General features: G+C 57.6%; 25 protein-coding genes and 1 tRNA gene. 11 read left to right on the top strand and 15 right to left on the bottom strand.

Annotation, left to right across the window (positions count from 1 at the left end):
* From PHX60_RS12500 to PHX60_RS12490, 3 genes are all read left to right on the top strand, one after another.
* Nucleotides 1–328, top strand: a 328-nt coding sequence (locus PHX60_RS12500; protein ID WP_300078203.1) for a zinc ribbon domain-containing protein, incomplete at its 5' end; no start/stop codon positions are given.
* Between the two features lie 76 nt (nt 329–404).
* Nucleotides 405–1,223 (top strand): methylmalonyl-CoA decarboxylase, encoded by an 819-nt coding sequence (gene scpB / locus PHX60_RS12495; RefSeq protein ID WP_300078201.1) that lies wholly within the window; start codon nt 405–407, stop codon nt 1,221–1,223.
* A 251-nt stretch (nt 1,224–1,474) separates the two neighbouring features.
* Nucleotides 1,475–1,951 carry a hemerythrin domain-containing protein gene (locus PHX60_RS12490; RefSeq protein WP_300078198.1) on the top strand — a complete coding sequence of 159 codons (477 nt, stop codon included), beginning with the start codon at nt 1,475–1,477 and terminating at the stop codon, nt 1,949–1,951.
* Here PHX60_RS12490 and PHX60_RS12485 read toward each other — a convergent pair.
* Genes PHX60_RS12485 through PHX60_RS12465 form a run of 5 tightly spaced genes read right to left on the bottom strand, consistent with a single transcriptional unit; the run spans nt 1,922 to nt 5,329 of the window.
* Complete coding sequence (locus tag PHX60_RS12485; RefSeq protein WP_300078195.1) at nt 1,922–3,214, bottom strand: hypothetical protein; 1,293 nt, start codon at nt 3,212–3,214, stop codon at nt 1,922–1,924. The two genes, PHX60_RS12490 and PHX60_RS12485, sit on opposite strands and share 30 nt — an antisense overlap.
* 14 nt (nt 3,215–3,228) lie before the next feature.
* Entirely contained in the window at nt 3,229–3,978 is a 750-nt protein-coding gene (locus PHX60_RS12480) for a hypothetical protein (RefSeq protein ID WP_300078192.1), read from the bottom strand.
* A 15-nt stretch (nt 3,979–3,993) separates the two neighbouring features.
* Nucleotides 3,994–4,572 (bottom strand): hypothetical protein, encoded by a 579-nt coding sequence (locus tag PHX60_RS12475; protein ID WP_300078189.1) that lies wholly within the window; start codon nt 4,570–4,572, stop codon nt 3,994–3,996.
* Nucleotides 4,573–4,631: 59 nt separating this feature from the next.
* Nucleotides 4,632–4,919, bottom strand: a complete 288-nt coding sequence (locus PHX60_RS12470) for a DnaJ domain-containing protein (RefSeq protein ID WP_300078186.1) — start codon at nt 4,917–4,919, stop codon at nt 4,632–4,634.
* Nucleotides 4,920–4,951: 32 nt separating this feature from the next.
* Complete coding sequence (locus PHX60_RS12465) at nt 4,952–5,329, bottom strand: hypothetical protein (RefSeq protein WP_300078183.1); 378 nt, start codon at nt 5,327–5,329, stop codon at nt 4,952–4,954.
* 102 nt (nt 5,330–5,431) lie between these two features.
* On the opposite strand from PHX60_RS12465, the gene PHX60_RS12460 reads away from it, so the two are divergent.
* The 4 genes from PHX60_RS12460 (at nt 5,432) to PHX60_RS12445 (ending at nt 9,114) form a co-directional block, all read left to right on the top strand.
* Nucleotides 5,432–6,061, top strand: coding sequence for an ATP-binding cassette domain-containing protein (locus PHX60_RS12460; protein ID WP_300078180.1), 630 nt, complete (start codon nt 5,432–5,434; stop codon nt 6,059–6,061).
* A gap of 99 nt (nt 6,062–6,160) precedes the next feature.
* The gene (locus tag PHX60_RS12455) at nt 6,161–6,988 is read left to right on the top strand and encodes an undecaprenyl-diphosphate phosphatase (protein WP_300078177.1); all 828 of its coding nucleotides are present in this window, start codon (nt 6,161–6,163) and stop codon (nt 6,986–6,988) included.
* 8 nt (nt 6,989–6,996) lie between these two features.
* The gene (locus tag PHX60_RS12450; protein ID WP_300078175.1) at nt 6,997–7,860 is read left to right on the top strand and encodes a MipA/OmpV family protein; all 864 of its coding nucleotides are present in this window, start codon (nt 6,997–6,999) and stop codon (nt 7,858–7,860) included.
* A gap of 54 nt (nt 7,861–7,914) precedes the next feature.
* Nucleotides 7,915–9,114: an alpha/beta fold hydrolase gene (locus PHX60_RS12445; RefSeq protein WP_300078172.1), complete on the top strand. Its 1,200-nt coding sequence runs from the start codon at nt 7,915–7,917 to the stop codon at nt 9,112–9,114.
* A 40-nt stretch (nt 9,115–9,154) separates the two neighbouring features.
* Here the strand turns inward: PHX60_RS12445 and rraA are convergent, their stop codons facing one another.
* Both rraA and PHX60_RS12435 read right to left on the bottom strand, forming a co-directional pair.
* Nucleotides 9,155–9,661 (bottom strand): ribonuclease E activity regulator RraA, encoded by a 507-nt coding sequence (rraA, locus tag PHX60_RS12440; protein WP_300078169.1) that lies wholly within the window; start codon nt 9,659–9,661, stop codon nt 9,155–9,157.
* 337 nt (nt 9,662–9,998) lie between these two features.
* Entirely contained in the window at nt 9,999–12,044 is a 2,046-nt protein-coding gene (locus PHX60_RS12435; protein ID WP_300078166.1) for a methyl-accepting chemotaxis protein, read from the bottom strand.
* Nucleotides 12,045–12,213: 169 nt separating this feature from the next.
* Here PHX60_RS12435 and PHX60_RS12430 point away from each other — a divergent pair.
* Nucleotides 12,214–12,289 (top strand) — tRNA-Lys (locus tag PHX60_RS12430).
* 156 nt (nt 12,290–12,445) lie between these two features.
* Here the strand turns inward: PHX60_RS12430 and PHX60_RS12425 are convergent.
* From PHX60_RS12425 to PHX60_RS12400, 6 genes are all read right to left on the bottom strand, one after another.
* Nucleotides 12,446–12,871, bottom strand: a complete 426-nt coding sequence (locus tag PHX60_RS12425; protein WP_300078214.1) for a type II toxin-antitoxin system HicB family antitoxin — start codon at nt 12,869–12,871, stop codon at nt 12,446–12,448.
* Between the two features lie 73 nt (nt 12,872–12,944).
* Complete coding sequence (locus PHX60_RS16030; RefSeq protein ID WP_366144387.1) at nt 12,945–13,019, bottom strand: type II toxin-antitoxin system HicA family toxin; 75 nt, start codon at nt 13,017–13,019, stop codon at nt 12,945–12,947.
* A gap of 384 nt (nt 13,020–13,403) precedes the next feature.
* The gene (locus PHX60_RS12415; RefSeq protein ID WP_300078163.1) at nt 13,404–14,741 is read right to left on the bottom strand and encodes a ferric reductase-like transmembrane domain-containing protein; all 1,338 of its coding nucleotides are present in this window, start codon (nt 14,739–14,741) and stop codon (nt 13,404–13,406) included.
* A gap of 79 nt (nt 14,742–14,820) precedes the next feature.
* Nucleotides 14,821–16,161, bottom strand: a complete 1,341-nt coding sequence (gene argG / locus PHX60_RS12410; protein WP_300078160.1) for an argininosuccinate synthase — start codon at nt 16,159–16,161, stop codon at nt 14,821–14,823.
* A gap of 29 nt (nt 16,162–16,190) precedes the next feature.
* On the bottom strand, nt 16,191–16,508 hold the full coding sequence (locus PHX60_RS12405) for a pyrimidine/purine nucleoside phosphorylase (protein WP_300078157.1): 318 nt from the start codon (nt 16,506–16,508) through the stop codon (nt 16,191–16,193).
* A gap of 74 nt (nt 16,509–16,582) precedes the next feature.
* Nucleotides 16,583–17,263, bottom strand: a complete 681-nt coding sequence (locus tag PHX60_RS12400) for a glycine zipper 2TM domain-containing protein (RefSeq protein ID WP_300078154.1) — start codon at nt 17,261–17,263, stop codon at nt 16,583–16,585.
* Between the two features lie 146 nt (nt 17,264–17,409).
* On the opposite strand from PHX60_RS12400, the gene PHX60_RS12395 reads away from it, so the two are divergent.
* The 3 genes from PHX60_RS12395 (at nt 17,410) to PHX60_RS12385 (ending at nt 20,607) form a co-directional block, all read left to right on the top strand.
* Nucleotides 17,410–18,681, top strand: coding sequence for an Hsp70 family protein (locus PHX60_RS12395; RefSeq protein ID WP_300078151.1), 1,272 nt, complete (start codon nt 17,410–17,412; stop codon nt 18,679–18,681).
* Nucleotides 18,682–18,762: 81 nt separating this feature from the next.
* Nucleotides 18,763–19,695, top strand: a complete 933-nt coding sequence (locus PHX60_RS12390; RefSeq protein ID WP_300078211.1) for an alpha/beta hydrolase — start codon at nt 18,763–18,765, stop codon at nt 19,693–19,695.
* Between the two features lie 6 nt (nt 19,696–19,701).
* The gene (locus tag PHX60_RS12385) at nt 19,702–20,607 is read left to right on the top strand and encodes a GNAT family N-acetyltransferase (RefSeq protein WP_300078148.1); all 906 of its coding nucleotides are present in this window, start codon (nt 19,702–19,704) and stop codon (nt 20,605–20,607) included.
* A 92-nt stretch (nt 20,608–20,699) separates the two neighbouring features.
* On the opposite strand, the gene clpA is transcribed toward PHX60_RS12385, so the two are convergent.
* Together clpA and PHX60_RS12375 are read right to left on the bottom strand one after the other, a co-directional pair.
* Nucleotides 20,700–23,054: an ATP-dependent Clp protease ATP-binding subunit ClpA gene (gene clpA, locus PHX60_RS12380; RefSeq protein WP_300078144.1), complete on the bottom strand. Its 2,355-nt coding sequence runs from the start codon at nt 23,052–23,054 to the stop codon at nt 20,700–20,702.
* Complete coding sequence (locus PHX60_RS12375; protein WP_366144386.1) at nt 23,054–23,620, bottom strand: RRXRR domain-containing protein; 567 nt, start codon at nt 23,618–23,620, stop codon at nt 23,054–23,056. Before PHX60_RS12375 ends, clpA begins: the two co-directional genes overlap by 1 nt.
* Between the last annotated feature and the right edge of the window lie 131 nt (nt 23,621–23,751).

Raw genomic sequence — 23,751 nt, 5'->3', positions numbered from 1 at the left:
GCGTGGTGGGCAAGTGGTGGTGGCAGATCGCTGGTTTGCCAGCAGCAAGACCTGCTCGGCTTGTGGGCACAAGCTGGATGTTTTACTGCTGTCGGCAAGACAATGGACGTGCCCCGAATGTGGTGCCAACCATGAGCGGGATGTGAACGCGGCCATCAATTTGAAACAAGTGGCCGAGAGTTCGGCTGGCGACTGCCAGCGCATACAGCCAATGGCTGGATGTTCGGTGACAGCCTGTGGAGAGGAAGGCACTGGCTTGGGTCGTAAGACCCGAGTGAAACCGGCCTCTGTGAAGCAGGAAGCAATCGGTAGATTTAATCAGAAATGATTAGATTTGTGTAGGTATTGCAGAACGGTAATCCATAATGGCACCAGTCCACCTACCCCCACTGTCCAGGATTTTTATGCACAATTTTCTTCATGCTGCTGCTACGGCTTCAGCGCCGTCGCTGATTTTGACCGAAGTCAATGCCGACATTGGCACCATCACCCTGCACCACGAGGCCAAACGCAACGCCTTGTCCGAGCTGATGGTGCAGGAGATGATTCAGGCATTTGAACAGTTCAAACAGGCAGGCGTGCGCGTGGCTATTTTGCGCGCTGCACCCGGTGTCAAAGTTTGGTCGGCAGGCCATGATGTCACCGAATTGCCCGAAGGCGGCCACGACCCCCTGAGTTGGCAAGACTCGCTACGCACCCTGATTCGTGAGGTGGAGCTGTTTCCCGGCCCCGTGATTGCGCTGATTGACGGTGGTGTCTGGGGTGGCGCTTGCGAATTGGTGTTCGCCTGCGATATGGTGGTGGCTACGCCAGAGGCCAGTTTTGCCGCGACACCGGCCAAGTTGGGCGTGCCTTACAACGTGACTGGCTTGCTGACTTTTCTGAACGTAGCGCCGCCGCACATCGCCAAAGAAATGCTGTTTACCGGTCGCCCAATGACGGCAGCGCGCCTAGAGCGCCAAGGGGTGATTAATGCGGTAGTGCCCACTGAACATATCACCGCCCATGTGTTTGAAATGGCACGCACCATTGCCCACAATGCCCCCTTGGCTGTCGGTGTGATGAAAGAGCAATTGCGTATTTTGGCCAGCGCCAACGCGGTGTCCCCGGCCGATTTTGAGCGCATCCAAAGCCTGCGCCGCGTGGTCTATAACAGCCGCGACTATGCCGAAGGCATCCAAGCCTTTAAGGAAAAGCGCCTGCCAAACTACCACGGCGATTAAGCCTGCACGGTGCCGTGCGCCTCCAGTAGCTGCCTGCGGGTTCGTCCCGAGGCAGCTTTTTTCATCGCAGTGTAAAAAAAGGTTTCGATGATGAGTGCTTATTGTGTTTCACAAAGGATTCATCATGCAGCGTTCCATCTTGGAAAAGATTTTGCGGTTTGCTTACAGCGCTAAGCCCAAAATCATCATCTGCTTGGGATTTTTGCTGGTGGCCCTGCTGGTGTACCAGGGGGAATTAGGAGGAAGCAGCTATGTGCGATGAAATCTACCCAGAGCAGCTGTTGCACTGGAGTCCGGCCCTGAGTGTGGGCAATGCCGATTTAGATGCCCAACACATCATCTTGCTAGAAATTGGCCGCGATTTGCTAGAGCTATTGCATGATGGCCGGGCCTCGCAGCAGCATTTGTGGTCTTTGTTGAGTGATTTTTTGGTCATCTCGCGCTACCACGATGCCCTAGAAGAAAGCATTTTGGCCGACAACCACTGCCCTAGCTTGTCAGAACACCGCGCCGCCCATGCCCGCGCCCAAGAGCATATCCAAACGGCCTTGTTAGAGGCACAAGAGCATTGCCTCCAGCAGGAGCATTTGCGCCACGCCCTGACGGATTGGATGAAGCACCACCTCAGTGAGATGGATTTGAAGGTGAAGCCATTTTTGCGCCACCATCCACATGCTTCCAACCCATCAGACGCGGCATTAGCCAAGGATATGGCACTCGCGGCGTAGCAGCGCCAGTGCTTCTTGGCGCTGGCCGTGGTGGTCGCCGCACAGGGTACGGCGCGACTCTTGCACAAAACTTTGCCACAAAGCGCAATAGGTTGCTTGGTGCGTTGCTGGGGCGTGTTGGCGGATAAAGTCGCTGGCCTGCTCGGCTTGCAAGCCGCGTTGCTGAATCGAGCGCAACAGGCTGAGTGCCGCTTTTTCGGTCAAGGCAGTTTTATCTGCCGGTACATAGCGCTTGGGCGCACCCACCGACAGGTACAAAAACAGCGTGAGCAAGGCATGTTCGTCTTGCTGGCCTTGCGTGACGCGCTGCCAAGTTTTGCTGCCGCTGTGGGGAGCGCTTGCTGGGGAGTGGTCGTGGTGCAGCTCGTCTAGGCTGTGGTGGTAATGCTCGATTTCGGCCAATGGGTCTTCTAGCCAGAAATAATGGCCGCTAAACGCTGGGCTGCGCAGCAAGGCACGCAGGTTTTGGCTGGCATCGCGCAGACGTGGCACATCGGCCAACACGCTGGCGCGTACCTGCTCTACCGCGCTGTGCAGTTCTGCGGGCAAGCTGGCGGGCAATGGCAAAGGGATAGGGCCTGTTTTTTTGCGTAGCGTGGTGATGAGGGCTTCAAAGGCGATGCGGTCGGGCCATTGCTCTGCCTTGGGGGCCAAGCTGTGCAACAACAGCGCAGTGCGAATCACGGCTTCAGCATCCGTGCCCGCCTCTTCCAAATCATCAGCCTGCAAATCAAAACGCGCTGCCAGCCACAAAGCTGCCTCAATCAGTTGGCTGATGGGTTGGCGCACCGCCAACTCGGCTTGGTATTGGGCATGGCTTTGCAAGCTCCATTTGGCCAATTGCGGTATCTGCGCCTCAGTAAAGCCCTCGCGGTCGTGCATGGCAAAGTGGGTGTTTTGCGGCATGGCGATGAGGTTTTTGAGCATCTCCGAGCCGCCTTTAGAGCGCGAAAGCAGGCTGTGGTCACGCAAAGACTGGGCCGCCAAATGCACATCGCCGCCACAGCTTTCTTGCAAATACAAGCTCACCAAATTGACGATGCGCGCCCGGGCCTGTTCTAAATCGGGGCGCAGGTTTTCGTTGCCAAAGTAACGGGCAATTTGCACCATGCCTTTGGGGGCTTCGGTACAAATAGCCTTTAATTTTTCGGCACTGAGTAGGCCGTGCTGCACCCCATAAACCAGTGCTTTTTCAAAGAAGGGGCGGGCATCGTGCAGCGACAATGCCGAGGTGGTGGGGGTTGTAGGGGCTGAAACGGACATAGGCAATGCTGCTTTCAAATCGCCAATTCTTCGTCTGGGTCGCGGGCCACCGGGGTGGCCTTGCCTCGGTCGGTGTCGCGGGTTTCAAACTTGCCGTCGTCTTCTTCGGCTTCTTCGTCGTCACCCAAGCCCAAATCGTGGGCGCGGGCCTTGGCACGCAGTACCAACAGCATCTCGATGAACAGGTCGCGGCATTCGTAGCGCAGCAGCCAAGCCAGCTCCATCCAATCGCTATCGGCCACTTCTTCTTGTGTGATGTGCGGGCGCACGTAGGCCGAGGCGCGCAACTCGTCGTCACTGAGCAAGTCGCCGTCGTCTTCGATGGTGTCAAAGTGGCCGGTGCGGGCAAAGGCTTCGATGCGGCTCCACTTTTCGGCAAAGTAGTTGGCCAAGGCTTCACTGCCACCTTCTAGGTTGCCAATCGCTTCTAAAAACTCTAGTGGGTCGGCCCCATCGCGAAAGATGATGCCATTGACCATGCCGCGCAGGTGGGTGTGCGTCAGGTCTTTGTATTGCTTTTCTAATACCAAGGCGCGGGCAAATTGCGCTGGCGTGACCAGCAGATTGACCACCGAATCGCGCGAAGAATCGTATTCACGAATCACGGCCAGCACGTCTTTGGACGGCAATTGGGCAATCACTTCCATCAGGGCGTGGTCACCTTCGGTGTCGGCCAGTTCGGCCAGTGCGTATTCTGCGCCAACGATGTCACCGGCAGCAATCAGGCTTTGGGTTTGTTGGATTAGGGCGAGGTGGTTGCTCATGGGTGGGGTTCCTTCTCAATCTTTGCGGTCAAAGCCTTGGTCGGACAACCAGTCTTCGCGCGCTTGTTCGCGGCTGTCTGCATCTTGCAGGTCGGCGGCATCGTCGGCGCTTAGAGGCTGGGCGTGGTCGTTATCGTTGTATTCATCTTCTTCGGCGTTATCGTTATCTTCATCGTCCTGCACCGGTGCAGTCGCCATGCCCAAACGGGGATGTTGTTGCAGGTACTCTAGGCAGGCGGCCACGGCCAAAAACCAAGCGCCTTGTGGTTCTTGTAGCACACGCTGGGCCAGTGGCTGCGCCCAAGTTTCTAAGGTGATGGCGGGGGCCAACTCCGTCCAGTCGGGCTGCGTGCCTTCGGCAGTCAAAAAATGCTCTAGGGTGCTTGCAGCGCTGCCAAAATGGAAGGCACGGTGAAACACCACGGCCACCATTTCGGGGCTGAGTTCCATCATTTGTACCAAAAAATCGAATTCTTTGCGTTTTTCGGCCAAGCGTTTACGCAGTACGTCTTTGCCTTCGGAGTCGCTGGTTAAATCGTCCAATTCGGCTTGGTAAGCGGAACGCAGGGGATGGAAAAAAGAGGTCAGTCGCATGGATTTTTATAGGTCAATAGGGTGGTGGTGTGGGCTGGTGGCTTTAACGCGGCGGCTGACTATCTATCGGCCAGCACCCGCTCGAAATAGCCTTGCCAGATGGCTTGGGCGGTTTCTAGCGGGTCATCTAACAGGTTGCGGCGGCGGTTGTCGTCGTAGGCTTGGCGCTGCTCGGGGTCAGACAGCACTTCGTAGGCCTGCTGCACGGCCCGAAAGCGGGCTGCCGCATCGGGTGCGGGGTTTTTGTCCGGGTGATAAAACGATGCTTTTTGCCGAAAGGCTTTTTTAATATCGGCCAGCGAGGCATGGCTGCCCAACCCTAGGGCGGCGTAGTGGTCTATCGTCATGCAGAAATGGCTTGGTTCACAGAAAAGAAAAATTATTCAGTATCCAGCCCAAAATGGGCTTGGAAGGCTTGGGCAAAGGCCGCATGGCCACTGAGGGTGAGCGTCAGGGTGTAGCGGGCTTGGGGGTCGGGTGGGGCGCTCAGGATGATTTGGCTGCTGTCTTGAGCGTAGTGCAGGGGCAAAGCGGGGGCTGAACCTTCTGCAAGGCTTTGCAGGTCGTAATCCCACAGGCTATCTTCCTCCAGTGGGCCACGCTGTGGGCCAAATTGTTGCTGCGCCCAATTCAGCACCAAGGTGATTTCGGCCAGCAGGGCGGGTAGGCGCTGCGCTGTGACCGAGGCCATTGCATCCCAGGTGCTGATGCCTTGGTCGTCTTCGCTGTAATCAAAATCGAGGTAAGACAGGCGCATGGTGCAGGAGGGGATAGCAGGTGGCAGGGCCAGCATTGTGCGACAAATGCAAAATAGCTGGCGTGCGGCAGGTTTTCAAGCCGTGGCAAACAAGGAGTGTAGATGGACGATAAGGTCGCAGTGCTGCAAGTGCATGCGTTGTGTTTTGGCTACCCAGAGCGCCCATTGTGGGCGCATTGGTCGGCCACCATAGGGCCGGGGGCTACGCTGGTGTTGGGGGGCGATGGCAGCGGCAAAACCACTCTGCTGCAATTGCTGGCTGGTGATTTGCTGCCTGGTGCTGGCACGCTCACGCTGGCCGGTGTGGCGTTGCACGAAGATACAGCGGCGTACCGCCAGCAGGTATTTTGGCAAGACCCGCGCTCAACCGCTTTGGATGCTTGGGGCGTGCAGCAGTGGTGGGACAGTCTCGCAGCGTGCTACCCGCGCTGGGATGCCCCCGCATTGGCGGCCCATATTGCAGGCTTTGCGCTGCAACCCCACTTGGACAAAGCGTTGTACCAGCTGTCGGCAGGCACCCGGCGCAAGGTGCTGATGGCAGCGGCGCTGGCTTCGGGGGCTGCGCTTACTTTGGTGGATGAGCCTGTGGCGGGATTAGACCGTGCCTCGGTGCAATACCTGCAACAGGGGTTAACCGATGCAGCAGCACAACCCGGTCGGGCCGTGGTGGTGGCCCACTACGAGGCGCTGGATGGCGTGCCTTGGGCGCAAGTGATAGCGCTTCCCGACTAAAACGCCATCCTACCCCCGCCCTTTGATGACCTTTGACTGCTACGGCAGCGGATAATTCGCGCTTTTTTGGCCCTGCTGTTTTGGGCCTGAAGGACAACCGTGGATATCGTTTTATTGGTCAAGGCCGCCATCATGGGGGTGGTAGAAGGTCTGACCGAGTTTTTGCCCATTTCTTCTACCGGGCATTTGATTTTGGCTGGTGCCTTGCTGGGCATGGATGATGCCAAGGCCAAAGTGTTTGACATCGCCATCCAAACCGGCGCCATCTTTGCCGTGATTTTGGTCTATTGGCAAAAAATCCATTCTACGGTGGTGGCCTTGCCCACGCAGGTACAGGCGCGGCGCTTTGCCCTGAATGTGCTGATTGGTTTTTTGCCTGCCGTAGTCATGGGGCTGCTGTTAGGCAAAGCGATTAAAGCGCACCTGTTTACGCCGGTGGTGGTGGCCAGTGCCTTTATTGTGGGTGGATTGATTATTTTGTGGGTCGAGCGCCGCCCAGCATCCACCGTCCATGTGCAGTCGGTCGATGATATGAGCGCCCTCGATGCCCTGAAAGTAGGGCTGGTGCAATGCTTGGCCATGATTCCGGGCACCAGCCGCAGTGGGGCCACCATCATCGGTGGCATGTTGCTGGGGCTATCGCGCAAAGCAGCCACGGATTTTTCTTTCTTTTTGGCCATTCCTACGTTGATGGGTGCTGGCGTTTATAGTTTGTACAAAGAACGCGCTTTGCTGGCTTGGGCCGATGCACCCATGTTTGCGGTTGGGCTGGTATTCTCATTTTTTAGCGCTTGGCTGTGCGTGCGCTGGCTGTTACGCTATATCAGCACGCATAATTTTGTTATTTTTGCCTACTACCGCATTGCCTTTGGCGCGTTGGTGCTACTGACCGCCTGGACAGGCTGGGTGCAGTGGGCTGATTCATAATTGCCCCGATGAATACCTCCTTTACCACTGCCGTTTGGTTTATGGGTTTGTGCGCTGTGGGTATGGCCTGCGCGGCCCCTAGCGCTGCGCCCGAGACCCCTGCTGCCAACCACACGCCTTTTCAGGGTACGCCCGGACATGCCGGATTTGTCTGGGCGCTGGGAGCCAGCGTCGGCAATGGGGCCACCTATCCCGGCAGTGAGCGCCGTGGCACTGGCATCAGCCCGGTGATTGGCTTGGCACTGGGGCGCTATACCCTGAGTACTGGCGGTGGCGGTGCCCTGCTAGACCGCGATTTAGACCGGGCCGATTCTGGCATCAGCGCGCGGCTGGTGGACCAAGGCAAACTGCGCCTGAGTACCTCTTTGCGCTGGGGTGGTGGGCGCAGCGTGGGCGATGAGCCGCGCTTGCAAGGGCTGCCCGATGTGCGCCGTACCTTGCGCCTGCGTGCAGCGCTTATTTACGATGTGGATGAGCGCTGGTCCTTGCGTAGCTCCCTGAGCCAAGATTTGCTAGGGCGTGGCAGCGGCGCGGTGCTGAACAACACCGCTCGCTACGAACTCAACTTGGCCCCCGGCACCGAGCTGAGTTTGGTGGCCGGAGTGCATCTGGCCAACAGTACCCACATGAACAGCTTTTTTGGTGTGCCCGTTGCTTTGTCGGGAGTCACTACGCCATTGCCCGCTTTTCATGCCCGTGCCGGTATGCACAGCACCGAAATCGGTATGGACTGGCGACACAATCTGCACCACCATTGGGTGTTATTGGGCGGTTGGCGCTATACCCAGCTGCGCGGTGATGCCCGGCGCAGTCCGCTCACGCTCAAGCCCAATAATTACGGTGTCTCTATCGGGCTGGCTTACCGCTACTGATAGGCGCTGCTGCTTGAGTCTTATTTTTTCGTAACCGTAACCGAAGGTCTGCTGATGCAAAATTCTCTTTATCGTTGGTCGCGTGGGGCCATGACGTGGGTGCTGGTGGCCGCCTTGACCGCTTGCGGTGGCAGTGATGACAATGAAGCCCATGCCGAACCCGAAGTGCCCGTGCAACCGGCACCAGAAGGAGCGGGCGAACTCAAAGCGGCCTCGGCCTTGACCACGATTCGCACGGCGGACATGGTGCAAGCCCTGCAAGCCGAAGACAGCAAGGTGCAAAATTTGCAGCCGCGCTACGATGTCATGGCCTATCGCCTAGAGTACATGACCACCGATGCCAGCGGACAGCCTATTCGGGCATCCGGCTTGGTCAGTGTGCCGGTGAAAACCTTGGGCGCTGCCAGCCCGGTGCTAAGTTACCAGCATGGCACCATTTTCCGCGACATCGAAGCGCCCAGCAACAATGCTGCGCCCTCTGAAGTGGCAGTGCTGATGGCCTCTTTGGGCTATATCGTCTTGGCCCCAGATTATGTCGGCTACGGAGTCTCCAAAGGTGCGCCACATCCTTATTTGCAAGCAACCCCATCGGCAGCCGCCACGGTTGACTTTTTAACGGCAGCTAAAACATGGCGACAACAACAGGGCGTGCCAGACAACGGTCAGTTGTTCCTGACGGGTTACTCTGAAGGCGGCTATGTCACGCTGGCTACCCACCGGGCTTTGCAAGAGGCCAACTCGCCCCATTTGCAAAACCTGCGCCAAGTGGTGGTCGGCGGTGGCCCTTACAACGTGCAAGCGACGATGGATGGTTTGGTAAATTTGGTGCGTAACGAGAACAATTTGTTGGGCGCGTTGATTAACCCAGGCTTCTTGCATTATTTGGGCAACAGCGCACAACGTGAAGTGCGCCGCGCCCTGCTCAAGCAATTGCTGCCCGACGACACCGATGTGGTGATGGACACCAAGTTTATCGACGTCTTTTTGGCCGACGATGAGCCGGGCTTAGAGCGCCTGAGCAACGTACACCAATGGAAGCCCAATCTGCCGGTGCATTTTTACCACGGGCGCGAAGACCGCACCGTGCCCTACAACAGCTCCGCCACTACGGTGCAAGCCATGCAGGCTCGTGGTGCCGGTGATTTGGTCAGCCTGACCGATTGTCCCGCCAGCCCAGCAGGCCACTTGCAATGTGTGCCTACCTTCCTAGAATTTATGCTGAATACGCTGGCCCCTGAAGCCCAAGGCTTATAAAGCAGCAACGGCCCCTATCTGGGGCCGTTTCGTTGGGGTATTACAAAGCCTTGGCGCTGATAATGGTGCCGTCGGCATCGGCATAGAGCCAATCGCCGGGGCGCACCCACACCCCCTGGATACGCACGGCCACATCACGCAAGCCTTGGCCGCGTTTTTCTGTCGGCAGCGGCATATTGGCCAGCGCTCGAATACCCACCGCGCTGGCGGCCAACTCGGCCACATCACGCACACAGCCATCGACCAACACCCCGGCCCAACCATTGCGCGCGGCAGCGGCAGCCAGATTGCCCCCCACCAGCGCGCGGCGCAACGAGCCACCGCCATCGACCACCAGCACCCGGCCCTCGCCGGGGCTGTCTAGGGCCGCTTTGACGAGGGTGTTGTCTTCGTGGCACTGTATGGTACTGACCGGGCCACAAAACTGCACCCGGCCACCAAAATCACGAAACACCGGCGGCAAGACCCTGAAGTCGCCGCTGTCATCGTTTTTATGGCTGTCGCAAAAATCGCAGGTGCTAAAGCGGGGGCTATCACTACTATTCATCAGGTTGCGCGTGAAACCTCGGCATTCATGCCGGGGAGGTAGAGCGCGGAACGCATCGCGTTCCTTGCTTTGGGCCGGTACCTGCTCACGTCCATTCAATAGCCCGGTTGACAGAAATTAGTGCGAGGCTTTTCACCTCTGCTGGGCCTTGCGGCTCTGCCCGTAAGGGCCTAGTGACGCGCACCTTGCGGTGCGGATCCCCTCGACCATGTTGCGTGCCGGCTTGCCCTTGCGGGCGGTTCCGAACCGTTTCGTGCTTACCCTGTCGCTTGTCTGCAACCAGAACTTGCAAAGCTTTCGCCTTCCAAGTTCCGACCTTCAGGTCGGGGTAGTTGACTTACAAGCCGCGTTTGGCACTGCTCAACAAGGTGGTGACTTCCAAGGAAACATCCGAAAAGTGTGAACCAGCCCCGATGAGTTTTTCCGCATCTTGGTATTGTCCGGCATTGATTTTGCGCGCTACCGCACCGGCGCTCTGGTGGAAATCGGCATGTTTGGTCAGCAATTGCGAGAACAGCGGGCGGCTGCCCCATTGCGTGCCACCGGGGCCATGAATCCAGCGCCCTAAGGGGCATTGGTCATCGCGGCAGATGGTGTCGGCATCGAGCTTTTCCTGCTTGGCAATCGCGGAGCGCAGTTTGACTTTCCACTGGCGGTGCGCCTCGATGGCGCTGTCAAAATCAAAATCTGCCACCGTGGTGTTGTAGCTGGCGCTGTCTTCTTCTGACAATTGTGCCATCGCAGGCAAAACAAAGCGTGCCACCTCGCTGGCCAGCGTTTGCGCTTGGTTTTGCATGGCGGCAGCGGCAGCAGCGGTCTCTTCCACCAACGCAGCATTTTGCTGCGTCATGCGGTCTAATTCTTGCACCGCTTGGCCAATTTGACCAATGCCTTGGTTTTGTTCACGCGCGCCAGTGGCCACTTCACTGAGCAAGCTGTTGACGTGCTGGGACGAATGCACAATATCTTCAATCGTGCTGCCCGCTTTACGCACAATGTCGGTGCCGGTACTGACTTGGCGGACGCTGCTGTCAATCAGGGCTTTGATTTCTTTGGCGGCGGCGGCACTGCGTCCAGCCAAATTGCGTACTTCAGAGGCCACCACGGCAAAGCCTCGGCCTTGCTCACCGGCGCGGGCGGCTTCTACGGCGGCATTGAGCGCCAAAATATTGGTTTGGAAAGCAATGCCGTCGATGGTGCTGATGATGTCCGAGATTTGCGCCGACGATTGCCGGATGCCTTCCATCGTATGCACCACTTCACGCATCACTTGGCCCCCATCACTGGCGACTTGGGCATTGTGTTGCGCTACCTGCGAGGCTTCTTGCGTGTGCTGGGTGGTGTTGCTAACGGTGGCGGCAATTTGCTCCATCGAAGCCGCTGATTCTTCTAAGTTGCTGGCAGTTTGTTCGGTGCGCCGCGATAAATCCAAAGCACCGCTGGCAATCTCACTGGCTGAATGCACGATGTCATCGCTAGAACGGCGCACGCGCAGCACCATCGTCCGCAAAGCGTCTTGCATGGCGTGCAGTTCGGTCATCAGTTGCGCTGCTTCGTCTTTGCCCCAAGGCGAGGGCGAGGTGGTTAAGTCGCCGCTGGTCATGGCGCGCAGGTGGCGACGGGTCTCTTTGAGGCCACCATCCATCACGCGGTAAAAACTTAAAAATAAATAACTGGCCACGGCCACGCTGATAAAAACCCCAATGCCTGCGATGGTTAGTTCATGCAAAAAAACTTGGTACAAATCATCCACATAGATGCCCGACCCCAGTACCCAGCCCCAAGGCTGAAAACCTTGCACATAGGCCAGTTTGTCCACGGCCTTTTGGCTACCGGGACGTGGCCATTGGTAGGAAACAAAACCCTTGCCCCCATTGCGCCCGGTGTTGGCAAAGGCTTGGAACAGGGCAAAGCCATTGGGGTCTTGGTGTGCGCTCATGTCTTTGCCGTTGAGTTGCGGTGACATCGGGTGCATGACCATGCGCTGCTGCACATCGTTAATCCAGAAGTATTCTTGCTGGTCGTAGCGCAGTTTGCCAATCACTGCTTGGGCCAGGGCTTGCGCTTGGACTGGGGTAAGCTGCCCAGAGGTTTCTTGGCTGTGCGCCCACTCCAAAAAACCAGAGGCGATTTCGACATGCTGGCGCGTGGCATCCATGCGTGTCTGCATGGCGGTATCAAACTCATTTTTGAGCATCCAGCCGACCAACACTAGCATGGGCAACATAAAAGCCAAGGAAATAATCAGCGCCTTGGTGGCAAAGCGCAGGTTGCGAAAGGCGCGCACACCGGGCGCCCAAATGCCGTGGTGTTCAAAAAATCCCGAGGCATCGGGGCGCTGCATAGACGGGGTAGCGGTGGGGTAAGAACTGGAATCACTCATGACATCGCGGGTCTCGATAGTATTTTTATGACAGTGGTCTGACAGGCGGCATCATAGGGGAGGATGCTGGCGTGTGGTGGGGCCGCTTTGGGAGATGTTGCAGGCACCATTCAAAAAAATTTTGAACCAGCTGATTTATTCGTGCTACAATTGCGTTCTCAGCAAATGTGGGACGTTAGCTCAGTTGGTAGAGCAGCGGACTTTTAATCCGTTTGTCGTGGGTTCGACCCCCGCACGTCCCACCAAGTATTTAGCCCAACGGCGCAATAAAACCCTGCCAGCAAAATGATGGCAGGGTTTTTTGTTTTTTGACTGCCTGTACGGCAGTGAACTAGAGCCATCCCTGATTATCGGGCAACGAAGCATAGCCCGATAACGCCCCCCTACCGAAGCTGCCGCCTTTAGGGGGCAAGCACTCGTACCTCTAGGCGTTTACCCAAGGCCGCAAAGGCGGCGGCCAAGGTGTCTATCTTGGTGGCGTGGTGAATGTCCATGATGCGGGTTACTTCCTGTGGCTTAATGTGCATGGCGCGCGCCAGCTCCATTGGGCGTTTGCGCTGCTCAATCATCAGGTTCAGCAATAGCACCTTGGTCGCCACCGACACCGGCATGGTCACCAACTCTTCGCCCGCTTGCGCGGCGCTGGGGGCTGACACGGCGCGGCCATCTTCAAAGTAAAAATCCATTGCGGTGATCAGGGCATCTACCGCTGCGCGGCGTGCCTCTTCCAAGGAGTCTCCTTGGGTGATGGCTTCGGGGATGTCGCGGAAGGTGACGCTGTAGCCACCATCGGCTTCGGGTTCAAATTGAGCGGGGTAGTAGAGCATGGTGGCCTTGGTGGGTCGGGCGGATGGCAACGGGCAGGGCAGTTAAACAGAGCCTTGCGGCCCCGCTTCCTCCTTATTTCATGTCCAGTTGCTTGAGAATGGCGCGTCTGGTGCCTTCCTTCAGCTCTTTGCTGGGGTGTCTTGGCAGGGTACTTTGGTAGCCGTTGCGGTACAGCTTCCAATGAATGGTTGGTGCCGTTTTCTATCAGCACCCCCTGCGACTCAAGCCACCGCTTGAATTCGCTGATTTTCACATCCGCCTTTCTGTGGTTACGATGCTGCTAATGTAATTAGGACTTACGCAAAACGGCGTTTTTGTTCCGCATTGTGAAAATTTTCGGGTACTCAAATGTGTAAATTATTGATTTGTATAGGAGTTGACAATAATTTAATATTCATTTTGCGTAAGTCCTATAAATTTTATTGGTTTGCGTAAGTCCTATTTATATAGACTTTTTCAGTGACAAACCAGAGTCACAAGTCAATAAAATCAATAGCTTATATGAGTTGCGGGTAAAGACAAGCCTCAGCCCTAGCGCATGGCAAACAGCTCTTGGTGAAAGCGCTGCGCTGGCAAGCCCAAAGCCAAGCAATCGCGTTGCAGGGCCTGACCAAAAGCCGCAGGGCCACAAAACCACACATCGGCCTCCTGCCACTGCGGCACGGCGGCCACGATACGCGCCGCGTCTAGGCGGCCATCGCGCTGATCCCAGTACACATGCAGCGCCACACCAGCGGCGCGGGCCGCTTGCTCTAGCAGGGCGATGGCCTCGTCCTCATAGACAGCGGTGGTATGGAACAAATCTATCGTTTTGCCGTCGGGCTGCTCGGCCAAGGTTTGCATCCGGGCGATAAATGGAGTAATGCCGATACCCGCACCAATCCATATTTGCCGCGTGGCAGCCCCTTGGAACTGAAACTGACCATACGGCCCCTCTAACTCGACATCCTGCCCCACTTGCACCCGCTGCGCCAGGGTATTGGTGTAATCGCCCAAGGCTTTGATGATGAAAGTGATATGGCCATCACCTGTCCAAGCAGAAGAAATCGTGAACGGATGTGGCCCTTCTTCGGGGTGCAGAGTGACAAAAGCAAATTGCCCTGCTTGGTGCCCAGACCAACGATGGTGCAAGGCAATGTCCAGCTCCACCACCTTTAGGGCCGCAAAATGGCGCACAGCCGCGACCTCGCCCACTGCTTTGCGTTGGTGGCCCACTCGGCGCAACAGCACCAACACCGTAGCCACACTGCCGCCCAGCAGCAACAGCGCCAGCACCAGCCCCAACGGGCTGGCCCAGTAGCTCCATTGCAGCAACACCACCGAATGCCACACCAGCGCCAAATAGGCCAGACTGATCCAACGGTGCGTTTTAAAAAAATAGCGGTACGGAAAACGCTTGAGCAAAGCCAGCGTGAGCAGCAACACGGTGGCATAAAAAGCCCATTCACCGATGTTTTCGGCCAGATGGCGTTGTCCGGCCAAAAAACGCTGCACCAGCGCATCCTCGGGCAAGGCCGGGCGCGCACCGCGTGCTGGCTTGGTCAACCAGCCTAGCTCAACCAGCCATTTCGGCGCTTCCGACAGCAGCCAGTGCCCGATGGCCAACACCAGCCCGGCAATGCCTAGCCATTTATGCAGCCGATACATCTTGTCTAAGCCCCCCAGCCAAGGCTCTAGCCACACCGGGCGCAAGGCCAACAAGATGGCCACACTCATGACACCTATCGCCAACACCCCTGTCCACTGCATGAGCAAAGTTCGCCAAGCAAAAAAATGCGGTACGCTGGCCCACTCGGTCCCATCAGCTAAGCACCAGAGCAGGCTCAAGCCCAACAAAATGCCAACCAGACTGCGTTGGATGTTTTTCATGCAGAACCCCAAAGCGAAGGTGAAAAAAAGAAGCCACCGCTGGCGGTGGCTTCTGACATGCTCAACGCGCTATAAGCATTTATTTCGCGTCACTGCTGCCCAATTGTGCCAGCGCAGCATTGCCACCCAGCGACAGCAAACCCGCGTTCGAGTAAATGCCCAGCTTGGCGCGCGTATCCACAATGTCCAAGTTACGCATGGTGAGTTGGCCGATGCGGTCTAGCGGGCTAAACGGCGCATCTTCTACCTTTTCCATGCTCAGGCGCTCGGGGTGGTAGGTCAGGTTGGGCGATTCGGTGTTGAGGATGGAGTAATCATTGCCACGGCGCAGCTCCAACGTGACCGTGCCGGTGACGGCGCGCGCCACCCAGCGCTGTGCGGTTTCGCGCAGCATGATGGCTTGTGGGTCAAACCAGCGGCCTTGGTACAGCAGGCGGCCCAGTTTCAGGCCATTCATGCGGTATTGCTCGATGGTGTCTTCGTTGTGGATGCCGGTCACCAAACGCTCGTAGGCGATGTGCAGTAGCGCTAGGCCGGGGGCTTCGTAGATGCCACGGCTCTTGGCCTCGATGATGCGGTTCTCAATCTGGTCGCTCATGCCCAAACCGTGGCGGCCACCGATGCGGTTGGCTTCCAAAATCAGCTCGACTGGGTCATTGAACTCGACACCATTCAGGGCCACCGGCTGGCCTTCTTCAAAGCGCACCGAGACTTCTTCGGCCTTCACGGCCACATCGTCTTTCCAGAAGGCCACGCCCATAATGGGGTTGACGATGCGGATGCCGCTGTTCAAAAACTCCAGGTCTTTGGCCTCGTGCGTAGCGCCGAGCATGTTGGAGTCGGTGGAGTAAGCTTTTTCGGCGCTCATTTTGTAGCCAAAGCCATGTTGCGTCATGAACGCAGACATTTCGGCGCGGCCGCCCAGCTCGTCAATAAACAACTGGTCTAGCCAAGGTTTGTAGATTTTCAGGGCGGGGTTGGTCAGCAGGCCGTAGCGGTAAAAACGCTCAATATCGTTGCCCTTGAAGGTGGAGCCATCGCCCCAGATATGCACATCGTCTTCCTTCATGGCGGCCACCAGCATGGTGCCGGTGACAGCGCGGCCCAGTGGCGTGGTGTTGAAGTAGGTGATGCCAGCGGTGCTGATATGAAAAGCTCCGGCTTGCAGCGCGGCAATGCCTTCGTGCGCCAGTTGGGTGCGGCAGTCAATCAGGCGCGCTTTTTCGGCACCGTATTCCATCGCCTTGCGCGGAATTTCGTTGTAGTCTGGCTCGTCGGGCTGGCCCAAGTTGGCGGTGTAGGCGTAGGGCAAGGCCCCCTTGAGCTTCATCCAGTGCAGCGCGGCGCTGGTGTCTAAGCCGCCCGAGAAGGCAATACCGACCTTTTGGCCGACGGGAAGGTTTTGTAGGATGGTGGCCATAGGCTTGAATCTTGTCAGTGAAAAAGGGTTTAGCCGAAATGGCAGATGTAGTGGTAAGCCTCGGTGACGCGAATGTCAAAGCTGGAGTTGCCCGGCACGCTGAACTTGTCGCCCGCTGTGCTTTGCAGCCAAGCATCACTGCCTGCCAATTTGTATTCGCAGCTGCCCGCCACGCATTCCATGATTTCGGGTGCGCCGGTGTTGAAGGTCAGGGCGGCAGGCAGCACCACACCGACGGATTTTTTCGTGCCATCGGGGTAGGTAAGGCTGTGGCTGACGCATTTGCCATCAAAATAAACATTGGCTTGGGTAGCAACGGAAACGCCGTCAATTTTTTCGGTAGTCATGGACAAAAAAGCGTCAAAGGTAAAGCAGCAATTTTAGGCGGCTGCATGGGCCACCACACCAGCGCAGTACAAAATTAGCGCCATTCGTCCCGATGGTGGTGGTACGGGCGTGGAGGTGGAGGAGGCGGGTAGTAATCGCGCTGGCGGTTGTATTCAATCACGGTTACGGGTGGATTGACATACACCGCAGGCGGCGGGGGCAAAACCTCGCGACGCTGGCCCGAGACGACGCGGCCTTGCTCAATGTATTCGGGTTGTGCGGTGGAGTACACCCGGCCATGCCGCTTATCGGCCACGGGTTGCACACTGATAGGCAGCCAGCCGCCGGGGTCGCGCTCGGTGCGGGTGCTGTATTGGCGGCCAGCATACTCATAGATTACGTTGTAGCCTACGGTGCGGTTTTCATAAAAAGTTTCGGTGGTGCAGCGTCGCACATCTTGGTAGTAGGGCTGGCGGCCTTGGCCTTCTACTTGGTTTCCTAACAAAGCGCCGCCAATTACGCCCAAGGCGGTTGCTGCCGCGCGGCCACTGCCACCGCCAATCGCATTGCCTGCTGCGCCACCTGCAATCGCCCCCAACATGGCCCCGCCGCCCGTAGTGCGTGGTGCAGTGGCTATCGTTTCATCGTGGCACACCTGCTGCGGCACCGCCACCTGCTGCAAGATGGGGGTAGAGGAGATAACGCGCGCCTGCTCTTGCGCGCTGGCCAGTGTGGCCACGCTGCACAGGCCCACCAGCAGTAGCATTTTTTGCATAAAAAATTCCTTTCAATCCGCTTTTGTTCGAGTGGGATTGCAGCGAAAGCAGTTGCCAATTTGCGTCCAATCATTCTATCCCTTATCCAGAAAAAAGGCGCTTTGGGCCTTGTGCCACAATCGGCCGCTTTTTTGCTTTGCGCTGCATGACTTCTTTTCTTCCCGGTACGCTAGGCATTGACTTTGGCACTTCCAACTCTGCGGTGGCTTGGGCTGATGGCCAAGGCAAGGCTCGCCTGCTGCCCTTAGAGGGCCAAGCCACCACCCTGCCCACCGCCTTGTTTTTTAACCACGAAACCCACAGTACGCATTTTGGCCGCGATGCCATGACGCACTATCTGGCGCACACCGAGGGGCGCTTGATGCGCTCGCTCAAAAGCCTGCTCGGTAGCCCGTTGTTGCAGGAAAAAACCGCCATCCACCATGAGATGGTGAGTTTTCAGGACATCATTGAGCGCTTTTTGCTAGAGCTGGTGCAGCGCGCTCAATTGCAATTGGGTGGCTTGCCCGCACGGCTGGTATTGGGGCGTCCGGTGCATTTTGTCGATGACAACCCCGAGCGCGACCAGCTGGCGCAAGCCTCGCTGTTGCAAGCGGCTGCCCGCTGTGGTTTTGCCGAAGTAGGCTTCCAGTTAGAACCGATTGCCGCCGCGCTGGACTACGAACGCCGCCTGACGCAAGAAAGCACCGTGCTGGTGGTGGATATTGGTGGCGGTACTTCCGACTTTACCGTGGTGCGCTTGGGGCCAGAACGCATCGCCAAAACGGATCGCAGTGCCGATATTCTGGCCACTACCGGCGTGCATATTGGTGGCACCGATTACGACCATAAATTGCATCTAGAGCAGGTGATGCCGTTGTTAGGCTATCGCCATACTGGCCCCAAAGGCCGCGAGGTGCCCAGCCGGGTGTTCTTCGATTTGGCCACTTGGCACCTGATTCATTGGCTGTCGTCACCCAAGGCACTGCGCGAAGCCCAAGCCCTGCGCCAAGACTACCGCGATGAACGCCTGCACCAGCGCCTGATGGTGGTGCTGCGCGAGCAACTCGGGCACCGCCTAATGAATGCGATGGAGCAGGCCAAAATTGCCTGCTCCATCAGCGGGCAGCCGCAAACGCTAGATTTGTCCGAGGTTCAAGCCCAGCTCATCGCCACATTGGCCCCAGAGCAGGTAGCCAGCCAGCTTTCTAAGCTGCTGGCGCGTGTGCTGCAGTGCGCGCAAGAGTGTGTGCGCCAAGCGGGCATTGCTCCTGTTCAATTGGGGGCTATTTACCTCACTGGTGGCTCATCGGCCTTGCGTGCCTTCCAACAGGTGCTGGCACAAGGCTTTCCGGGTGTGCCTTTGGTCGAGGGCGACTTATTTGGTGGTGTGGCTTCTGGGCTGGCCTACGGGCCGTTGGCAAAGGCATCCGCATAATGGCGGCTTCGCCTGCTTTGCCCTGCTGTTGTGACTGCCCACCCTGAACTGCACCTCCACCGCACCCGCCTGACCAAGGCCATGTACAGCGTACTAGAACGCATGCACCGTGCTGGTGGTACCCCCTTGCATACCCTGACACCCGTCCAAGCCCGTGCTGCCTACGAGGTGGGCGCAGGGGTGTTGGAAGTGCCTAAGGCCCCCTTGGCACGGATAGAGGACTTCACCATCCCGGCGCGCGATGGCTACCCCTTGCCCGCCCGTCTGTATGCTTCCGACACCACCGGCCCAGCGTCCGGCCTGTTGCTGTATCTACATGGCGGCGGTTTTACCATTGGCAGCATTGCCACCCACGATACCCTGTGCCGCGAGTTGGCCCGCTTGGCTGCTTGCATGGTGGTGTCGTTAGACTACCGTTTGGCCCCAGAACACCGCTTTCCCACCGCCAGCAACGATGCTTGGGATGCCTTGCAATGGCTGGCGCTGCACGCCAGCACCCTAGGAGCCGATGCCAGCCGTTTGGCCGTGGGCGGCGATAGCGCTGGCGGCACGCTGTCCGCCGTGAATGCTATTTTGGCGCGCGATGCCGGTTTGCCCTTGGCGCTGCAACTATTGTTCTACCCCGGTTGTGCTGCGCACCAAGATACCCCTTCGCACGCCACCTATGCCCGTGGGCTGGTATTAGAAGAACCCGCCATCAGTTGGTTTTTTGCCCATTATGTGCAAACCCGGCAAGAGCGCGAAGACTGGCGTTTTGCGCCCTTGTTGGCCCCGGATGTCGAAGGCGTAGCCCCAGCCTGGATAGGGCTGGCCGAATGCGATCCGTTGGTGGATGAGGGCATTGATTACGCCGACAAACTGCGTCTGGCTGGCGTGCCAGTAGATTTAGAAATTTACCGTGGCGTGACACACGAATTTATCAAAATGGGCCGTGCCATCCCTGAAGCGCGCACCGCCCATGCCGATGCTGCCCGCGCGCTGCGCCAAGCCTTTTCTTTCAATTCTTTGGAGTAAACATTCATGCTGCCCCAACGTGCTGATTTTCGTTGCCTGCACCGCCAGCGTGTGCGCTGGATTGAAGTGGACAGCCAAAAAATCCTTTCCAGCCCCCATTATTTGGCCTATATCCAAACCGCCATGATGGGCTATTGGCGTGCGCTGGCACTGCCTTATGAAGCCAGTATGGCCCTGTTGGGTGGTGAACTGGTACTCAGAAAGGTCACGCTGGAGTACCACGACTCAGCCCGTTTAGATGATGTGTTAGAAGTCGGTATCCGCTGTGTGCGTGTGGGCAATACCTCGGTGCAATTAGAGGCAGGAATCTTTCGCGGCGAGCGGCTGTTGGCCTCGGGTGAATTGGTAGCCGTGTTTGTCAATCTGGCTAGCCACAGCGCCTGCCCAGTGCCAGCCCCTCTGCGTGCCATTATGGAAAGCTTTGAAGCACAGCACCGCATGGCCGAAGTGCGTACCGGCGATTGGGCTGTGCTCGGCCCAGATGCCTTGGCATTGCGTAGCGCCGTTTTTGTGGAAGAACAGGGCATTGACCCAGCGTTAGAGTTGGACGAATACGACCCGCAATCCTTGCACGCGGTGCTCTACAACCGCCTCGGCCAAGCCATTGCCACGGGCCGCTTGTTACCCGCCCAAGATGGCATGGGGCGCATTGGCCGTTTGGCGGTGCATCGCTCCTTGCGCGGGGCCGATTGGGGGCGTGAACTGCTCTACACCTTGATAGAGCAAGCGCGCAGTCGGGGCGATACCTGCCTAGAGTTGCATGCCCAATGCAGTGCCATGTCGTTTTATGCTCGTGCTGGCTTTATTCCGCGTGGCGCACCCTACGAAGAAGCCGGTATCAGCCACATCACGATGGAGCGCGCCTTACAAGGCCCCGCCTTGGGGGCAGGGGACATGACGGCGATTGTCTAGCCCGCACAAAACCAGGGCCAGCACCGCCCTGCGCGGGCTGGCTGGCCTGGTCTGAGGGCAGGGAGAGGCTAGCCCCCTGCCTGCTGGGGTGGTTAGCGTGCGGTGGCCTCTTCCGGCTCTGCCGGTTCGGCCTTAGCGGCGCGCTCTTTTTTCGACAGGGGTTGGATATCGAGCTTCACTTCGGAAGTTTCTGCGCCCTTGTCGTCTTTTTTGTGTTCCACATCCACGGTCAGGCGGCCACCATCGGTTAAGCGACCAAACAACAATTCGTCGGCCAAGGCGCGGCGAATGGTGTCTTGGATCAGGCGCTGCATCGGACGCGCGCCCATCAGCGGATCAAAACCTTTCTTGGCCAAGTGCTGGCGCAGCGCGTCGGTGAAGGTCACTTCTACCTTCTTCTCGGCCAGTTGGGTTTCGAGTTGCAGCAAGAATTTGTCCACCACGCGCAAGATGATTTGCGCATCGAGTGCCTTAAAGCCGACGATGGCATCTAAGCGGTTGCGGAACTCGGGTGTAAACAGGCGCTTGATGTCGGCCATTTCATCACCGGCTTCGCGTTGGGTGGTAAAGCCAATCGTGGCCTTGTTCATGGTTTCGGCACCCGCATTGGTGGTCATGACGATGATGACATTGCGGAAATCGGCCTTGCGCCCGTTGTTGTCGGTCAGGGTGCCGTGGTCCATCACCTGCAACAACACGTTGAAGATGTCGGGGTGCGCCTTTTCGATTTCATCGAGCAGCAGCACCGAATGCGGCTTTTTGGTGATGGCTTCGGTCAGCAAGCCACCTTGGTCAAAGCCGACATAGCCGGGCGGCGCGCCAATCAGGCGGCTAACGGCGTGGCGCTCCATGTATTCGGACATATCAAAGCGGATTAGCTCAATGCCCAAAATGTAGGCCAATTGTCGCGCGGCTTCGGTTTTGCCGACACCAGTGGGGCCGCTGAACAAGAAGGCACCAATCGGTTTGTCGGGCTTGCCCAAACCCGAGCGCGCCATTTTGACGCTCGAGGCCAGCACTTCCAAGGCTTTGTCTTGGCCGAACACCACGCTTTTCAGGTCGCGCTCTAGCACTTGCAGCTTGCCCCGGTCGTCGTTGGAGACATTGGCAGGCGGAATGCGCGCAATTTTGGCGACGATTTCTTCAATCTCGGTTTTGCCAATGGTTTTCTTGCGCTTGCTGGCCACCAAAATACGCTGGGCGGCACCGGCCTCGTCAATCACGTCAATTGCCTTGTCGGGCAAATGGCGGTCGTTGATGTATTTGGCGCTGAGTTCTGCCGCGGCTTGCAGGGCGGCTGCCGCGTATTTGACGCTGTGGTGTTCTTCAAAGCGCGATTTGAGGCCCTTGAGGATGTCCACCGTCTCGGCCACGCTAGGCTCGACCACATCCACCTTTTGGAAGCGCCGCGACAGGGCAGCATCTTTTTCAAAAATGCCCCGGTATTCGGTAAAGGTGGTAGCCCCAATACATTTCAGCACGCCCGAACTGAGCGCTGGTTTAAGCAAATTGGAAGCATCCATAGTGCCACCCGAAGCCGCACCGGCACCAATCAGGGTGTGGATTTCATCAATGAACAAGATGGCGTGTGGCTTGTCTTTGAGCGATTTGAGCACCGCTTTCAGGCGCTGTTCAAAATCACCCCGGTATTTGGTACCGGCCAGCAATGCGCCCATGTCCAAAGAATAAACGGTGGCTTCGGCCAAAATTTCGGGCACGTCTTTTTGTGTGATGCGCCAAGCCAAGCCTTCGGCAATCGCGGTTTTGCCCACACCGGCCTCGCCCACCAACAGCGGGTTGTTTTTGCGCCGACGGCACAGAATTTGGATCGTGCGCTCGACTTCAAAATGGCGGCCAATGAGGGGGTCAATTTTGCCGTCTTTGGCCAACTGGTTGAGGTTTTGCGTGTACAGCTCTAGCGGCGAGGCTTTTTCGTTGCGCTCGGCGGCGGCGGCTTCTTCACCTTCGGGGGCATTGCCTTCGGGGTTTTTTGCTGGCTCGGGCGGCTCGCTCTTTTTGATGCCGTGGGCAATAAAGTTGACCACATCCAGCCGCGTGACCCCCTGTTGGTGCAGGTAATACACGGCGTGCGAGTCTTTCTCGCCAAAAATAGCCACCAGCACATTGGCACCGTTGACTTCTTTTTTGCCGTTGCCAGTGGATTGGACGTGCATGATGGCGCGCTGAATCACGCGCTGAAAGCCCAGCGTGGGTTGGGTATCGACCTCGTCGTTACCGGCCACTTGGGGCGTGTTGTCTTTGATAAAGTGGATCAGCGCGGCGCGCAGATCGTCCATATTGGCCGAACAGGCACGCAATACCTCGGCGGCGCTGGGGTTATCGAGCAGTGCGAGCAACAGATGCTCCACGGTAATAAATTCGTGGCGTTGCTGGCGGGCCTCGACAAAGGCCATGTGCAAGCTGACTTCCAGTTCTTGGGCAATCATCAATTTGCGCGTGAAACCTCGGCATTCATGCCGGGGAGGTAGAGCGCGGAACGCGCAGCGTTCCTTGCTTTGGGCCTTGCCTGCTCACGTCCTGTGTTGTTGGCCCGGTTGAAGAAATAGCCATAACCATCAGCACGCTGAATCACGCGGCAATGTTTGTGGCTAATGCCTTGCACCACGATAGATTGACCATCTTGGTAGCTTTGGATGTTGAAAGAGCCGCTGGCCCGCACGGCCACCCGTCCAATGTGGATGCCAGCCTTCACCCCCGAGGGCACCTCGGGGCGCACCATATCGCCAGTGCCAAAACCATGCACACGCTTACGGCGCATTTGGCGGCGAGCGGTTAAGGCTTCAGAAATTTGCTTACCGCGATGGATTAACGTTTTGCTGCCGGGGTCCAGTTTCAAGCGCAGTGGCTGCAAAGCGCACGAATCCGCTGCACGGTCTGTGAGTCGAATCACCATCGGCACAAGGCGATGCACCCGCGCCCGACCACGTGCCAGCAGCAGCCGGGCGCGCTTTTCGGTGCAGGGCATCAATGCCTTGCCTTGGGAATTCAACACAAAAACTGCCACCTATCTCTCCAAAAATAAGCTGTCTTTCCAGCGGTCAGCCCTTACGGGCCTAGTGACGGACATCTTGCGATGTCGCTCCCCTCGGGAATGTTGGCAACCGGCTCCAGCTTTTACAAGCT

Origin of the sequence: Giesbergeria sp. (genome assembly GCF_028686475.1) — a bacterium.
Lineage (GTDB): Bacteria > Pseudomonadota > Gammaproteobacteria > Burkholderiales > Burkholderiaceae_C > Simplicispira.
This window is presented reverse-complemented; position numbering and strand designations above follow the sequence as displayed.